Raw genomic sequence first — 14,249 nt, 5'->3', positions numbered from 1 at the left:
AATTAGAGCAAAGGAACTGATGAGTCACTAGAAGGGGATTCGCACGCCGAGGTTGAATTCGTTCGGCATCATGTTCTTACCGAGATCCCCGGATTGGGCGGGATTGTGAAAGAGTCCATTGGACCCCAAGGCCCGGTCACGGTCATTGGTGTATCCGCCCCCGAACCCGGCGCCGATAAACGGGATGATGGTCTGGTCCTTGAGTTGAAATCGACCGGTGAGGGCCGGAGCCTGTCGGATGACGCTGCGGTTCTGGTCGGGAAAAGAGAGAGGTTCGATGGCCGACGGACTGCCACTGCCGCCGTTCTGACGGAGGCTTGACCACGACGGAGAATCGGTAGAGGTGTCTTCTGCCGATGAGACCGTGGTGCCGCACAGCACGAGCACGAAGCAGCCGATCAATAGAACACCATGTATTGTTCTGCAATGTTGATCCACCGGCGTCACCAGTTCTTTGTGTCTCTGCCATTTGAACATTTCCATTGATCCGATGCAAGGCCCGCAGCGGAGAACATGCGCATGTTCTGCCGTCACCTCCATCGCGCAGGGACATCAGGACACTTGCAGTACGGCGATCGGTAAGTTATTCATAGCATCGGCGCTACGACGCCAGGTCGGCGCTGATGCCGGCATGTGCTTCCCGATCTCCCGACACGACTATCTGGATGCGAACTGATCCCGCTTCATCGACCGCCGTGTGGCATACCTGCTCGTCGATGGGCTACGGTGGGCTGGAAATCCGCATGCTGGAAGAGGCGTCGTTTTTCAGGGCGCGCGGTTATGAATCGACCTTTGTCTGTAACCCCGGCGCTCCGTTGGGACAGCGTGCGGCGGCACAGGGCATCCCGACGGTCCCACTCCGCATGCGCCAATCTTACGAATTGCCCTCGACGATTCGATTTTGGTCGCTGCTTGGGCGCCATCATGTCGATATCCTGCATACTCACACGTCGAAAGATCATTGGATCTGCGGGCCGGCCGCAAGGCTGCGCGGCATCCCGATCATCCGAAGCCGGCACATCGGCACACCAGTCAAGACCAACGTTCTTTCAAGCTTGATCTACACCGGCTTGGCCGATCGTGTGCTTACGTCCTCCGCTGATATCAGAGACGACCTTCTCCGGATCCCCCGGCTCCCTCCCCAACGAGTGGTCGAAATTCCTGCGGGCATCGATGTCACGCGCTTTCATCCTCTTACGAGCGGCGACCGCATCATCAAAGAGTTCAATCTCGAAGAGGGTGCTCCGATCATCGGGTATGTCAGCCGGCTGGAGAGGGGAAAGGGCTTCCGCTATCTCATGGAAGCGGCGCCTTCTGTGCTGAAATGGTGGCCGAATGCCCGGTTCCTGTTCGTCGGCGACGGACCACCCTGGGATCGCCGGACAGCCGATGAACTGCTGGAGACGCATGGATTGCGGAAGCATGCCATCCTCACCGGCTTCCGTACCGATATTCCGGAACTCCTGGCCGCCATGACGTGCCTCGTATTTCCATCCTTCAAGATCGAAGGGACACCCCAGGTCCTCTTGCAAGCCCTGGCCATGGAAAAACCGATCATCGCCACCCGCGTGGGTGGAATTCCGAACTTGATCGCCAACCAGGAGACCGGTCTTCTCGTCGAACCGCAAAATACCGATGCCTTGAGCCGGGCCATTCACTGGCTGCTGGATCATCCGTCCGAAGCGCGACTCATGGCGCAACGCGGCCGGGAGAACGTAGTGGGCAATTTTTCCCTTGACCGTGCCGTCGATCGCACGGTTGCGGTCTATCGAGAGCTTCTATGATCTGCCTGACGGGGGACGTTCATCATCATTCCTATCGAGGAGTCGATACGTGGTATTCCCCCTATTCTGAAGCCCGGCTTGCTCTGCGGTATGGCGAGATTGCCGCACGCCATGGCGTGAAAGTCACGCTGTTCATTACCGGCAAAACCTGCCGCCAAGAGCCGGCCCTCGTCGCCGAACTGAGCCGAATGCCGAATTGCGAGGTAGGCGGCCATACGTACTGCGCGTTCCGTTCGCCCATGCATTGGTTGTGGAAACGGATCGGACTCGGCGTCACCGGGCCGGTTTTCTTCCAAGCACGGGATATCGCCAAAACCGTGCGGGCCATCGAGCGCCTGACCGGAAAACGCATCCGCGTGTGGCGAAACCATGCGTACCGGCATGACCAGCATACCTACACATTGTTGACGAAGGCGGGCATCGAAATCGTCTCGGACCATGTGTCGGCGACGGCGACTGCGCCGGAACGCTTCAGCGAAATGCTGCTTTCACTGCCCATTAATACGGCGCCGGACCATGAACATCTGCTGCACGGAAAGTATCTGCCAGGACGGACGACGCCCGAGCGACTATCGGGACGCGTGAGCATCCATGACTGGTTGGAGATCGTTCAGGACAACGTGCGGGCAATCGACAACCTGGGCGGGATTGCAACGATCCTGGCCCATCCCCTGTGCATGGATGTGGCGGACGGGATGCAGGCGTTCGAAGACCTCTGCCGGTTCCTTTCACGCTATCGAACGGGGTGGGTGTCGGAGGTCCTGTCGCGCTAGACGGACGAATTGCGATCACTCACATGTTGTAGTAACCGCGGTACCATTCGACGAAGCGTTCGATGCCGACTTCAATCGGCGTCGCAGGTTTGAATCCCACATCACGTGTCAGATCAGCAACGTCGGCATAGGTGGCGGGCACATCGCCCGCCTGAAGCGGCAGGAACTTCTTCTCGGCTGTTTTCCCCAACGCCTGCTCCAAGACCTCGATGAATCGCAACAACTCGACCGGTTGATGATTGCCGATATTGTAAAGCCGGTAGGGTGCCGAACTGCTGCTCGGATCCGGGCGGTCGCCAATCCATTCGGCATCCGGAGCGGCCGGCCGATCCAGCACGCGAATCACCCCTTCGACAATATCATCGATGTACGTGAAATCGCGCTGCATTCTTCCGTGATTGAACACCTCGATCGGCCGCCCCTCCAGGATCGCTTTCGTAAAGAGGAACAGGGCCATATCGGGACGTCCCCACGGTCCGTAGACCGTGAAAAATCGCAGGCCGGTGCAAGGCATGCGGTACAGATGGGCGTAGCAGTGGGCCATCAACTCATTCGCCTTCTTAGTTGCGGCGTAGAGCGACACGGGATGATCGACATTATCGTGAACGGAGAAGGGCATGTGAGTATTGCCTCCGTACACCGAACTGGTCGAGGCATAGACCAGGTGCTCCACCTTCGTGTGTCGGCATCCTTCCAGGATATTGAGAAATCCTTCCACATTACTGCCCGTGTAGGCATGAGGATTGGTCAAGGAGTAACGCACACCGGCTTGTGCCGCTAAATGAACGACCCGCGGGAACCGGTAGGCGGCAAAGAGTGCTTCGAGGCCGGCGCGGTCTTCAAGATCGAGCTTCGTGAACCGGAACCGCGGATGAGAGGTAAGCTGCGCGAGACGAGCCTCTTTGAGCCGGACATCATAATACGGATTGACATTGTCCAGCCCGAGCACGGCATCGCCTCGCTCCAAGAGGCGCCGGCATAAATGAAATCCGATGAATCCTGCTGCGCCCGTGACCAGGGTGAGGTGCTGTGAGTCCGCCATATTCATTCGTTCCCGCTTGCTATGCCACCGATTTCTTGACCGCCACGGCATCCGCCGTCAGCAACTTCAGGCCGGTGCCGCCCTTGCGGTACCGCTTCCTGCATTCCACACAATATAGAGATGCGCCCTTCATTTTCAATCGCACGCCGCACTGACACATCCACCCGGCGACGCGGCCGGGAGTACCGATGACAAGCGCATGATCAGGCACGTCTTTCGTCACGACCGTTCCGGCCCCGACGAAGGCATATCGTCCGATGGTGTGTCCACAAACAATCGTGCAGTTCGCGCCTAACGTGGCCCCCTGTTTCACCAAGGTGGGACGCAGCTCCATCATTCGCGGGATCTCGCTCCGCGGATTCAAGACATTGGTGAATACCATCGACGGGCCGCAGAAGACCCCATTTTCCAGCGTCACTCCTTCATAAACGGACACATTGTTCTGTATCTTCACGCCGTCGCCGATCACGGCATTCGGACCGACCACGACATTTTGGCCGATCTTACACCCTTTGCCGATCTTTGTTCCCTTCAAAATATGGGAGACATGCCAAATGCTCGTTCCCTTTCCGATTTCCACGCCTTCATCGATGAACGCCGATTCATGCGCGAAGTACCCCGGCGGCTGAGCCACACGGCGAACGGATGGTTCCGCCGGAGAGGAAAGAAACGGCCGGACATCCAACGAATCCTGGCATTGTTGCAAGACACGGAGCACGCGTAATCCTTCCTCACCATCGGTCCGCGGAGTGCGCCTGGTCGTCACGCAGTCGATAAAATGCCGGCATTCGGCGCGCAACGGTTCAAGCGCGTCCAGAGGAATGGATTGTCCTTCCGCCTTGCTCGGCACAGGCAGCTGATGTTTCCATTCGATCGAGTGCGGATACAGCGTCAATTTATCCTGTTTGTCCAGATCATCGAAGACCGCCATCTTTCGATCCCCGACTACGATCAATTTCTGCTCCTTGAAGGGATGGAGCCAGGACACAAAGACATGGGCCTTGACGCCGCTGGGGAACGACAACAAGCTCACGGTGACGTCGGCGATGCGTTGGTGGAGATAATTCCCACCCTGGGCATGCACCGCATCCGGCATGTCCTCGAGCAAACCCAGAATCACGGAGATATCGTGGGGCGCAAATGACCAGAGAATGTTTTCTTCCCGGCGTATCTTTCCTAGGTTCAGGCGATTGGAATAGATGTACTGAATCCGCCCCAACTCGCCGTCATCGATCAGTTCCTTGAGCCGAAGAACGGCAGGATGATACCAGAGCAGATGCCCGACCATCAGAATGCGGCCCTGGGTTTTGGCCAATGCCACCAGGGATTCGCCGGTTTCCACGGAGAGACAGAGCGGTTTCTCCACACAGACATCCTTCCCCGCCAGCAGCGCTTCCCTCACCAGGTTTGCATGGGTTTCGGCCGGGGTCGCAATGGCGACCGCCGGGACGGACGGATCGGACAGCACCTCGCCGAATGACCGATACATCCGGCAGCCGGGATACTGTTCGGCAAACCGGCACAGCGTTTCATCATTACTGTCACAGATTCCGGCTAATGCCCCCACGTCATGGAAGTTCCGCACGAGATTCTTTCCCCAATAGCCGGAGCCGACCACGGCGACACGGGGCACAGACGGAGCAATCCGATTCGATTCTCTCATATGACTCCTGGTGTGATTGGTGAGGGCCGTCTGTCTTCGCATGAGCCGGCGAGAGAATTCACGAATGACGCTTCACGCGTCGCACTGAGAGGCAAGAACGAAGCCGGCGGACCTCACGAACATCCGGTTAAGCGCGCCCGCCCTGCGTGAGGAACGGGGGATCTCCGTGGTCGAGACGGTAGAGAGAAAGCGGCGCGAGAGAGTCGGCCAGCGAACTCACTTGGGCCTGACCGCCGTCGGAAAACCGAAAGAGATCCAGAGCATGCGTGTAATGATAGCCGCAACCTCGCGGAGCGAGAAGCTCTTTCAATTTTTCGGGCGGTTCCCAATGGGCGGTCAGGAGAGCCGTTCGGGCCGGATTGCGCCGGCTGAACATAAAGGAGAGATGATCCGGATACCAATCGGCGCCTCCCGTCGCATACGACACGAAGAGTTGCGCCTGCGCCGTCGCGCATAGTTCGGCCAGGTATCCGTTGGTCAGATAGCCGTTCTCGCCGACTTCGAGCCATTGCCCGGGATGAGACAGAGCGGCATGCGCGGCATAAGTGCGGACCTCCAAGAGCTGCTGTTGCGAAGCCAAGACCAATGGAATAGGGCCGAATTCTTGGACCAATCGCTGGATCACCCCATCTTTGAGGGCCGAGCGCCCGCTATTTGTCGGGCCGCTGTCGGCATGGACGAGCACATTGCGCCCCCGATCGGCAATCAGGTAACAGTTACGGGGCATTTCGAGATCACAGGGGTCTTCTCCAAAAAACGGGACGGAAACGACCGCCCCACCCTCGAAAGGCCAGGCCTCCCCATGGGCTAATTCGATGATGCGCGAGAATCCCAACTCTTTCAGCAACGGCACATAATCATAGAAGAGCCGTTTGCGGTTCCGCCGGCTCGGAATAGTCACCGGCACATCCTTCGGCATATGGAGCAAGGTGCGCGGATCGACATGGTCGTCGTGGTCGTGGGTCAGAAAAATACCGGCCGGCTTCGGCAATTGGGACACCCAGAGAGAGGGCACGTTCGACTCGGCAAACCAAGGCAGCAACCAGGGGTCGAAAAGAAAAAATGATTCCTTGTGGCGATACATGACCGCGGCATGGCCGAGATGAATCGTATCCCGATCCTTAGTCAGTTCCAGCCAGCGGTCCCGGATGCCGGCCTGGTCCGACACCATGAAACAATCATATTGAACGAACAACTCCATGAGGCGGCTCAGCAGCCGCTCCCCTTCACGGCCGGCCGAGGACACGACCGTGCGCAGCTCACCGGCTCGATGCGTTCCTGTCAGCATCCCTAAAAATTTTCCGACGACCGGACCCATTGGGCGGTCAAACGCCACCGGAATCGCTTGCCGCTTCACCGCATGGAAGATTCGTAGGCCGGTATTGACGACGGCGGACGACTTGGTGAGATCGTGGGGGAATTCCCACTGAAACGTGCCGTCGGGCTTGCGACCGCACCGGATGTGCGCGGCGAGATGCGGCCGGGAATTGACCAATTCGGCATAGGCGTCTTCCAGATGCTCCCTCGTGTGCGGATCATCGAGTTGCGCCCGCCGCGCGAACACATCGCTGATCGCCGTCTCCACGCAACTCAACAAGAGACCGTGTGTCTCCTGCAGAGCGGCGACGACCTCCGGAGCGATCCCCCCGATGAACGGAAAAGGCCCCGGGGGCTGATTGCTTTCCAGCTGCACCCAAACCCAGGGTGCAAGCCCCACATACTGGTCGCGAGAAAGTTTGTCCCAGATACTCATAATCGTTCGGAGGAAGGCGTCCGGAGTTAGCCCGTCATTCACCGCTCACGTTTGACGCCTGACCCATTCGAGACGGCTGATGTCCGGTTCGTACAAGGCCTGGATCACATTGCCGTCCGGATCTGTGAAATAAAATGAATAACTGCCGTCCCGGTGCAGTTTGGGAGGCTTGGCAATCACGGCTCCGTATCGAACGCCTTCACGCTCGACGTCGGCGAACATCTCGTCCACAATCTCCCGGCTCTCCACGATTACGCCGAAGTGATCCAAAAATTGCCCGCTGCCCGCCTGATAACGATCGCGCTGGGAGGCCGGAATCTGATGAAGCGCTAAGTTGTCGGCGCCCGAACTGAGATACACATTCTCGGGATCCGGTTCCCACACTACTTTCATCCCGAGGAACCGTTCATAGAACAAACGAGACCGATTCAAGTCGATCACGCGAAGCGCCAGATGTCGTAACCCACGATGAGCCGGTGTCGCCATGGCAGCGCTCGTATAGTAGCAGGATGTTGAAAACACCTGCCAGCCGCCAAAGTGATTTTCCTCGGCCGGCAGGCTTTCCTTCTTCAGACTCCAATCGCGGAATCTCGGCATGTTACTTGGCCGAGGGCCTGTGGTACGATCTGCTTTTCCAGTCTACTTAACGAAGGAGTCATGTTTTATGGTTTTTCGAAGCCGTGCCGCGGTTGCGCTGACCGGTTTGTTGATGATTATGAGCCCCGGCTTTTCTGATGCAGAAGAATCGAAAGCGGCGCCGGCGGAGATTACAGGCAAGGACGGCGCCTCGATGGTTCTGATTCCGGCCGGTTCTTTTCCGATGGGCGTGCCGCCGGGCGACCGTGACGGCGGTCGGGATGAATATCCCCGCCATGAAGTATTTGTCGATGCCTTCTATATGGATAAATATGAGGTAACGAACGGCCGGTATCTGGCGTTCGTGAAGGCCACCGATCACCGGGTGCCCCAGAATCCTAGGAATCCCACTCGCAATCTGTGGGAGGGAACCGCTATACCGGAATCGCTGACCGATCGGCCGGTAGTCAATGTCGATTGGGGAGATGCCGACGCCTATTGCAAATGGGCCGGCCGCCGGCTCCCGACCGAAGCCGAATGGGAAAAAGCCGCCAAAGGCAACCACGATTGGCGTTTTCCCTGGGGAAATGTCGAGCCGACATCGAAACATCTCAACTACAATCAACGGTGGATCGGAGAAAAGACATTGATGCCCGTCGGTAGCTATGAAGCGGGCAAGAGTCCCTATGGGGTGTATGATATGGCCGGGAATGTTTGGGAATGGGTCAATGATTGGTATGACGCTCACTATTATGAAAAAAGCCCGGCGAAGAATCCGAAAGGTCCGGAAACCGGCAAAGGCCGAGTGCTGCGGAGTTCGGGCTGGCAGGTGGAAACACCGCTGGTCCGCATCTTCACCCGTGTCGAGAGCGACCCGACGGAGAGAAACGAGTCAACAGGATTCCGGTGCGCCGCGGACGGCGCGACAAAGTAAGACTTGGTGATTTCTGACTTGGTAAAGTATGCAGAGCATTCGAGCGGAGGATCTGAGACGGTGAACTAAACGGTTCGCGCTCCTCATAATAAGAACTAGGCCAGCGGCTCACGAATGGAAGGGAGGCAAAGATTCTTGGCGATCAGTTGCTTCGAGCAGCAACCGCTGTTGCTGCAATTAACGAGCAGCCTGTCGAGGACGATGCAGAGCCGAGTTTATTGCGAAGCTTGGAATCGTTGTTGAAGAAGCAGACGAGACGTTATTTTGGTGTGAACTCCTTGAAGAAGCCGGAATCGTACCTGCAGAAATTAAGGACATCATGAAAGAAGCGAGGGAGATTCTGGCAATATTCTCAACGGCCCGCAAGACCGCCAAAACTCGTCAAGTATCATGACTTCGCCAAATCACCAAACCACCAAATCCAACCTACAAGGTCTCGCCGTCGCCGCCTTTGAGAGCCGCATGGCCAACGAGATGGAAAGCCTGATTCGTCGCTATGGCGGGAACCCGCTCGTCGCGCCGGCCCTCCGGGAGATTCCACTCGAGGATAATTCCGCCGCCCTGCGTTTCGGCGCGCGGCTGCTTACGGACCGGATCGACATTCTGATCCTTCTCACCGGGGTCGGCGCCAAAACCCTGTTTGAAATTGTGCAGACGCGCCATGCTCTTCCCGATATTATCGAAGCCTTGCGCCATACCGCGCTGATCGCGCGCGGGCCCAAGCCGGTCGCAGCGCTGAAAGCCTTCGGGCTCTCGCCCACCCTCACAGTCCCGGAGCCGAATACCTGGCATGATTTGATCGCGACGTTGGATGCCTATCGACCGGTAAGAGGGCTCCGTGTAGCGGTGCAAGAGTACGGCGTGTCAAACCGAGAGTTGCTCGACGCGCTGCGGGAACGCGGCGCGGACGTCTTCGCCGTGCCTGTCTATAAATGGGCTCTTCCGGAAGACACGGCTCCGCTCAAACAGCTCATCGATTCGATCCTTCGAGGCCAGGTGGATGTGATGCTGGTGACGAATGCGGCTCAAATCGATCATGTGATGCAGTTGGTGGAACAAGATAGAAAGAGAGAAGAGTTCAAGAAGGCCTGCGGCCGGATGGTGGTTGCATCAATCGGTCCAACCGCAAGCGAGCGCTTGCGCGAGTACGATCTTCCGGTCGATTTGGAACCGACCCATCCTAAAATGGGTATCCTGGTCAAAGAAGCCAGCGAGCAGGCCGCAGCAATTCTCGAACGCAAACGAACAAAGACATAGGCTGAGCGCGGTCGAGCCGAAGCACTGAGCGAAGCGTAGGTCTAAGGATCTTTACCGCAAGCTTGTTTGCTTGCTTGGCTCGTCGGGCTTCGGCTCCGCTCCCCCGTCTTTTACATCCCGGGCGCACCGAAATCCCATCCAGTTCATCTTCGTGACCGGGTCGGTGCCGTTGCGCTGCGCCGCCCGAACAGTCGGCGTACTGTCGATCCATCCACCGCCGCGGAAGGCGCGCTGTGTGCCCGTCTCCGGACCTTTCGGGTTCTTCTCCGGGGCGGTCGCGTAGTACTTCGGGTCGTACCAATCAGCCACCCATTCCGACACATTGCCGGACATCTGAAACACTCCATACGGGCTCACGCCATTGTCGTACTTATCCACGGAAATAATCGGCGGGTACAGCAGGAGACGCTCTGGGCGATCCCGCACCGGACCGGACAACCCCGTACGCCCGAAGTTCGACCGTGACAAGCCCGCCATCTGGTTTCCCCAGGGATAAACACGTCCGTCTTCACCCCGCGCCGCCTTTTCCCATTCCGCTTCCGTCGGAAGCCGCTTGCCCGCCCACTTGCAATAGGCATCCGCATCGAACCAGGACACATGCATGACCGGATGGCTCGCCATCTCTTCCTGAAAATTGCCGCCGTCATACTGCCAGTCAATGAGCGGATCACGATTCGTAGCCAGGACAAATTTGAGAAATTGCACCGTAGTGACTTCGTACTTGTCGATCTCATACGCATCCAGATAAACCTTCCGTTGCGGCATTTCGGCCGGATAGGCGTTCCGATCGACCTTCTTATTGCTGCCCATGAGAAATTCGCCGGCGGGGATCCGGACCATCTCGTCATAGGGCCGGTGCTTGACCCGTTCCGCCGCAATCTTCTTCCCTTCCGGGGTCCATTCCCTGGTGACGTCGCTGACGTCCAACGCGAACACGGCCCCCCACACGGTCACGATTCCCAGCCCGGACATCAAAACAGGCGACAGTCTTCTCATCACTTGCACGGCTTCATGTCCTCCTCTGTAACGGTGGCGTACCGGCCGATGCCTTCACGACGGCTCCGGCGATTGTGTTGTGTCGGAAGGCCGGTCGAACTCCTCGAGCGGTTGAAAATTGACCGGCAGCTGAAAGAGATAATCCGAAAGCGGTCGCATCTTCACATGCTGATACTCGATGATCCAACTTCCGTCTTTGCGCGCCAATTTCATGGGGAAATGAATGTCCATGGCCACCCATTGATAGTACACGTCCGTCCGTTCTCCATGCTTCGCGGTGACCTCATAGAGGACCGTCGGGTGGCCCTCCCGTATTTCCTTTCCGATTTCTTCGCGCGACACCTCGCCATCCAACCGCTCGTATACTTGAAGATCATGATCCGGCCCGTAGGGCACGGTTTTGAAGTGTCTCATCCTGGACAACAACAGCCACACCAGGTGTTTGTCCTTCCGGACGATCGTCACATTGACCGGCCCCATGTTGTGGTGCTCGATCCGCCACATGTTGTCGCGGTAATAAATGTGAGCCTTTTGCGTTCGGCCATCCGCCTTGGTGATTTGATCCGCGGTAAATTCAAGCGCCTGGCCGGAAACGGGATATGCGAGAAAGAGGCAGAATGTCAACCCAAGAATAAGCGGAGATCGCATGATGGCTATCCTAACATAGCCGAGGCGGTCACTTTCCAGGCGTCACGGAATGCCCATTCACTCCATGGTCAAAACGGCCGCCCCACGAATGGTTCCGGCCTTCAATGCCTGCAAGGCAAGATTGCCATCCGCGAGCCCAAACCGCCTGGTATGCGTGTGGATGGGAATGGCGGCGGCTTCGCGCAAAAGGTCCACTCCATCCTGTTTCGTGTTGGCGGTCACGCTTCGCATGACCCGTTCGCCGAATATGTCCCGGTCATAGTCCAAGACCGGAATAGGGCTCATATGAATCCCGGCCAGGGCGAGCGTTCCGCCTCGGTCCAGCGCGCGCAGAGCCGTGGGCACGATCTCGCCGGCCGGTGCAAAGATGATCGCTCCGTGCAATTTGTCCGGCGGCTGGTCCATCGAGCCGCCGACCCACACCGCGCCCAATTCATGGGCCAGCGTCCGATGCTCTTCCTTGAGCGAACAAACATACACCGAACAACCCCACGCACGCGCAATCTGAATCGCGATATGCGCGCTCGCGCCGAACCCATAGAGGCCGAGGCGCTGGCCCGGCTTGATACCGCTGAGCCGCAAGGCGCGATACCCGATGATGCCGGCACACAGCAGCGGTGCCGCTTCCTCGTCCGTGAACCGAGGCGGCAGTGGATACGCGTAACGAGCCGCCACGACCGCATAGTCCGCATAGCCGCCGTTGACCTGGTATCCGGTGAAGGTCGCGCTCAGGCACAGGTTCTCCCGGCCGTTCAGACAAAACTCGCATCGGCCGCAGGTCGCCTGCAACCAGGCAATGCCGACCCGATCGCCTTCCTTCAGATCCCTCACGTCCCGGCCCAACCGCTCGACGATGCCGACCACCTCATGCCCAGGGATGATGTTCGGCGGGACGTGAGGCAGCTCGCCTTCGACGACATGAAGGTCCGTCCGGCACACGCCGCACACATGGATACGGACCCTGACCTGACCCGGACCCGGTTCAGGCGGAGTGACCTCCTGAAGAACCAACGGATTGGTCGTGACCGCCGCCGGATGCGCCAGCACCATCGCCCGCATGGCACATCATTCCTCGATTATTGCTTGGCCTTGATGCACTCAATGTCCAATTTGATGAAGACGTCGTCGCCGACCACCAATCCTCCGCTGTCCAGCGCCTTGTTCCACACCATGCCGAAATCCTTGCGATTCACTTTGCCTTCGGCATTGAACCCGGCCCGGACATTGCCCCAGGGATCTTTTGTCACGCCGTTGAAGTTGCCTGTTAGAGTGATCTCTTTGGTGACACCGCGCAGAGTGAGGTCACCGGTGGCGCTATAGTGATCCCCGTTCTTTTGGTATTGCTTGAGTTTGTACGTCATGGTCGGATACTTCTCCACGTCGAAGAAATCCGCCGAACGCAGATGCGTGTCGCGCTTTTCATGATTGGTATTCACTGATGCGGTCTTGACGGTCGCCTCTATCGTCTGAACTTTCTGCGCGTCGGGGTCCATCTCGATGAACCCGGTGTAGTCTTTGAAATGGCCGGTGGTTTTGGAAATGACCATGTGCGCCACTCGAAATTCAATCGTCGAATGTTCCGGATCCACATCATACCGCGCCATTTCCGCTTGGGTCAGACCGACCCAGCCGAAGGCGCCCGCGCACAATAGCGTGAACAGGGACAGAGCTTTCTTCATTAGGTCCTCCTCTATGGTGGATTTACGAAGCGCGGGACCGGGCGGGATCGATCATTGCTGCGCCTGAGTTTTCGGGGCAGGCGGCTTCTTCGCCGGTTTCCTTTCGACCGTCGTCTGGACATCTTCCGGCGCGATGCGTACTCCCGTGCGCATGCGGACATGCACATCCACGAGTTCGCCGCTCATATCGGCCGGCAGGGGCGGAAACGGCTGGGCATGGATGATGCTTTGAATGCCCGCTTCGTTGATGTCCCGCGCGCCGGATCCCTTCTCGACTTGGATCAACTGGGCCACGCCGCTGCCGTAGAGCTTGAAGCGGACACGCACGGTCTCTCCACTGGGGGCCCGGCGGATCTGCCGCACTTGGCGGCTCCAATTTCGACTGATGAGACCGCTCACCTGCTTCCAATAGGCTTCCGCTTCGGCCGGTTCGGGAAGCGGCAATAAATCCTCTTCCGCAATCGTGACGTTGAACACCAGGCCTGTCTCCGGCGGTTTGGACGAGGACGAGCCCTCTTGTTGCTCATTCGGCTCAGACGCGACGGGCGGCGCCGGATCGTCCTCGCCGTCTCCATCGTCCTGTGCCGGCTCACCCAATGTGATGTACACATCGCGCTTCATGAACTCTTCGACGCCGGTCGATTTCGTGCGGGCCAGCGTGACACGGATGCGGGTCGCCTTGGGGTGTACGGTGGTCAGGCTCTTGTTGGCGAAATTCGGTTCGAGAATCGCCGTTCCCTGATACGTCGTCGGGTCTGAGTCCTGATTAAGGGATACGGTCTGGCTTTGAAAAGCGGCCGATTCGATGATGGCCAGGATCGAGTCGGACGACGTCGTAATGCCGCCGACGGTAATGGAAAGTACCAGATCTTTATCGACGCGAACCACTCCGCTTGCTTCGGATTCCATCAATTCGAACTGCATCCACCGCTTCGGCGGCGGTGTGGAAGTCTGCTTGGCGGCGCCGGATGAGAGGGGAAGACTGGAGCCCAAGAAAACAGCCGTGGCGAGACACACGAACATCGCCCGCGTTGCCAGGCCCGTATTCCGCCCCGGAAACATGGAGGCATCCTACCCAGTGCCCTCAGGCAGTTCAACTCGTTTTTTCCCATATGGCTATGACATTGGAACGATCTTGCTATAA

At 58.1% G+C, this 14,249-nt stretch carries 15 protein-coding genes; 5 read left to right on the top strand and 10 right to left on the bottom strand.

Features of this window, described 5'->3' with window-relative positions:
- Positions 1-27 precede the first annotated feature (27 nt).
- Positions 28-477, bottom strand: coding sequence for a hypothetical protein (locus ACWGXE_RS01800; protein ID WP_447600842.1), 450 nt, complete (start codon positions 475-477; stop codon positions 28-30).
- Positions 478-665: 188 nt separating this feature from the next.
- On the opposite strand from ACWGXE_RS01800, the gene ACWGXE_RS01795 reads away from it, so the two are divergent.
- Together ACWGXE_RS01795 and ACWGXE_RS01790 are read left to right on the top strand one after the other, a co-directional pair.
- Positions 666-1,784: a glycosyltransferase family 4 protein gene (locus tag ACWGXE_RS01795; protein WP_447600840.1), complete on the top strand. Its 1,119-nt coding sequence runs from the start codon at positions 666-668 to the stop codon at positions 1,782-1,784.
- Positions 1,781-2,557 carry a polysaccharide deacetylase family protein gene (locus tag ACWGXE_RS01790; protein ID WP_447600838.1) on the top strand — a complete coding sequence of 259 codons (777 nt, stop codon included), beginning with the start codon at positions 1,781-1,783 and terminating at the stop codon, positions 2,555-2,557. Before ACWGXE_RS01795 ends, ACWGXE_RS01790 begins: the two co-directional genes overlap by 4 nt.
- Positions 2,558-2,576: 19 nt before the next feature.
- On the opposite strand, the gene ACWGXE_RS01785 is transcribed toward ACWGXE_RS01790, so the two are convergent.
- From ACWGXE_RS01785 to ACWGXE_RS01770, 4 genes are all read right to left on the bottom strand, one after another.
- Entirely contained in the window at positions 2,577-3,599 is a 1,023-nt protein-coding gene (locus ACWGXE_RS01785) for an NAD-dependent epimerase (protein WP_447600836.1), read from the bottom strand.
- A 19-nt stretch (positions 3,600-3,618) separates the two neighbouring features.
- The gene (locus tag ACWGXE_RS01780; RefSeq protein ID WP_447600834.1) at positions 3,619-5,262 is read right to left on the bottom strand and encodes a Gfo/Idh/MocA family oxidoreductase; all 1,644 of its coding nucleotides are present in this window, start codon (positions 5,260-5,262) and stop codon (positions 3,619-3,621) included.
- Positions 5,263-5,389: 127 nt separating this feature from the next.
- Positions 5,390-7,015: an MBL fold metallo-hydrolase gene (locus ACWGXE_RS01775; protein ID WP_447600832.1), complete on the bottom strand. Its 1,626-nt coding sequence runs from the start codon at positions 7,013-7,015 to the stop codon at positions 5,390-5,392.
- Positions 7,016-7,060: 45 nt separating this feature from the next.
- Positions 7,061-7,612: a VOC family protein gene (locus ACWGXE_RS01770; RefSeq protein ID WP_447600831.1), complete on the bottom strand. Its 552-nt coding sequence runs from the start codon at positions 7,610-7,612 to the stop codon at positions 7,061-7,063.
- Positions 7,613-7,679: 67 nt separating this feature from the next.
- Here ACWGXE_RS01770 and ACWGXE_RS01765 point away from each other — a divergent pair, with 67 nt between their 5' ends.
- From ACWGXE_RS01765 to ACWGXE_RS01755, 3 genes are all read left to right on the top strand, one after another.
- Positions 7,680-8,525: a formylglycine-generating enzyme family protein gene (locus ACWGXE_RS01765; protein WP_447600829.1), complete on the top strand. Its 846-nt coding sequence runs from the start codon at positions 7,680-7,682 to the stop codon at positions 8,523-8,525.
- A gap of 217 nt (positions 8,526-8,742) precedes the next feature.
- Entirely contained in the window at positions 8,743-8,919 is a 177-nt protein-coding gene (locus ACWGXE_RS01760; protein ID WP_447603843.1) for a four helix bundle protein, read from the top strand.
- Positions 8,916-9,782: a uroporphyrinogen-III synthase gene (locus ACWGXE_RS01755; protein ID WP_447600827.1), complete on the top strand. Its 867-nt coding sequence runs from the start codon at positions 8,916-8,918 to the stop codon at positions 9,780-9,782. Before ACWGXE_RS01760 ends, ACWGXE_RS01755 begins: the two co-directional genes overlap by 4 nt.
- 51 nt (positions 9,783-9,833) lie before the next feature.
- On the opposite strand, the gene ACWGXE_RS01750 is transcribed toward ACWGXE_RS01755, so the two are convergent.
- The 5 genes from ACWGXE_RS01750 to ACWGXE_RS01730 are packed head-to-tail and all read right to left on the bottom strand — an operon-like array spanning position 9,834 to position 14,167.
- Positions 9,834-10,778, bottom strand: a complete 945-nt coding sequence (locus ACWGXE_RS01750) for a formylglycine-generating enzyme family protein (protein WP_447603841.1) — start codon at positions 10,776-10,778, stop codon at positions 9,834-9,836.
- Positions 10,779-10,832: 54 nt separating this feature from the next.
- Entirely contained in the window at positions 10,833-11,426 is a 594-nt protein-coding gene (locus ACWGXE_RS01745; protein ID WP_447600825.1) for a hypothetical protein, read from the bottom strand.
- A 57-nt stretch (positions 11,427-11,483) separates the two neighbouring features.
- Positions 11,484-12,485, bottom strand: coding sequence for a zinc-dependent alcohol dehydrogenase family protein (locus tag ACWGXE_RS01740; RefSeq protein ID WP_447600823.1), 1,002 nt, complete (start codon positions 12,483-12,485; stop codon positions 11,484-11,486).
- Between the two features lie 17 nt (positions 12,486-12,502).
- The gene (locus tag ACWGXE_RS01735) at positions 12,503-13,105 is read right to left on the bottom strand and encodes a YceI family protein (RefSeq protein WP_447600821.1); all 603 of its coding nucleotides are present in this window, start codon (positions 13,103-13,105) and stop codon (positions 12,503-12,505) included.
- A 51-nt stretch (positions 13,106-13,156) separates the two neighbouring features.
- Positions 13,157-14,167, bottom strand: a complete 1,011-nt coding sequence (locus tag ACWGXE_RS01730) for an energy transducer TonB family protein (RefSeq protein WP_447600819.1) — start codon at positions 14,165-14,167, stop codon at positions 13,157-13,159.
- Between the last annotated feature and the right edge of the window lie 82 nt (positions 14,168-14,249).

The organism is Nitrospira sp. Nam80 (genome assembly GCF_965152575.1).
This window is presented reverse-complemented; position numbering and strand designations above follow the sequence as displayed.

Bases quoted from the DNA above. Each gene is read 5' to 3' on its own strand.
- ACWGXE_RS01800 (WP_447600842.1), bottom strand. From the start codon at position 477: ATGTTCAAATGGCAGAGACACAAAGAACTGGTGACGCCGGTGGATCAA.
- ACWGXE_RS01795 (WP_447600840.1), top strand. From the start codon at position 666: ATGCGAACTGATCCCGCTTCATCGACCGCCGTGTGGCATACCTGCTCG.
- ACWGXE_RS01790 (WP_447600838.1), top strand. From the start codon at position 1,781: ATGATCTGCCTGACGGGGGACGTTCATCATCATTCCTATCGAGGAGTC.
- ACWGXE_RS01785 (WP_447600836.1), bottom strand. From the start codon at position 3,599: ATGGCGGACTCACAGCACCTCACCCTGGTCACGGGCGCAGCAGGATTC.
- ACWGXE_RS01780 (WP_447600834.1), bottom strand. From the start codon at position 5,262: ATGAGAGAATCGAATCGGATTGCTCCGTCTGTGCCCCGTGTCGCCGTG.
- ACWGXE_RS01775 (WP_447600832.1), bottom strand. From the start codon at position 7,015: ATGAGTATCTGGGACAAACTTTCTCGCGACCAGTATGTGGGGCTTGCA.
- ACWGXE_RS01770 (WP_447600831.1), bottom strand. From the start codon at position 7,612: ATGCCGAGATTCCGCGATTGGAGTCTGAAGAAGGAAAGCCTGCCGGCC.
- ACWGXE_RS01765 (WP_447600829.1), top strand. From the start codon at position 7,680: ATGGTTTTTCGAAGCCGTGCCGCGGTTGCGCTGACCGGTTTGTTGATG.
- ACWGXE_RS01755 (WP_447600827.1), top strand. From the start codon at position 8,916: ATGACTTCGCCAAATCACCAAACCACCAAATCCAACCTACAAGGTCTC.
- ACWGXE_RS01750 (WP_447603841.1), bottom strand. From the start codon at position 10,778: ATGAGAAGACTGTCGCCTGTTTTGATGTCCGGGCTGGGAATCGTGACC.
- ACWGXE_RS01745 (WP_447600825.1), bottom strand. From the start codon at position 11,426: ATGCGATCTCCGCTTATTCTTGGGTTGACATTCTGCCTCTTTCTCGCA.
- ACWGXE_RS01740 (WP_447600823.1), bottom strand. From the start codon at position 12,485: ATGCGGGCGATGGTGCTGGCGCATCCGGCGGCGGTCACGACCAATCCG.
- ACWGXE_RS01735 (WP_447600821.1), bottom strand. From the start codon at position 13,105: ATGAAGAAAGCTCTGTCCCTGTTCACGCTATTGTGCGCGGGCGCCTTC.
- ACWGXE_RS01730 (WP_447600819.1), bottom strand. From the start codon at position 14,167: ATGTTTCCGGGGCGGAATACGGGCCTGGCAACGCGGGCGATGTTCGTG.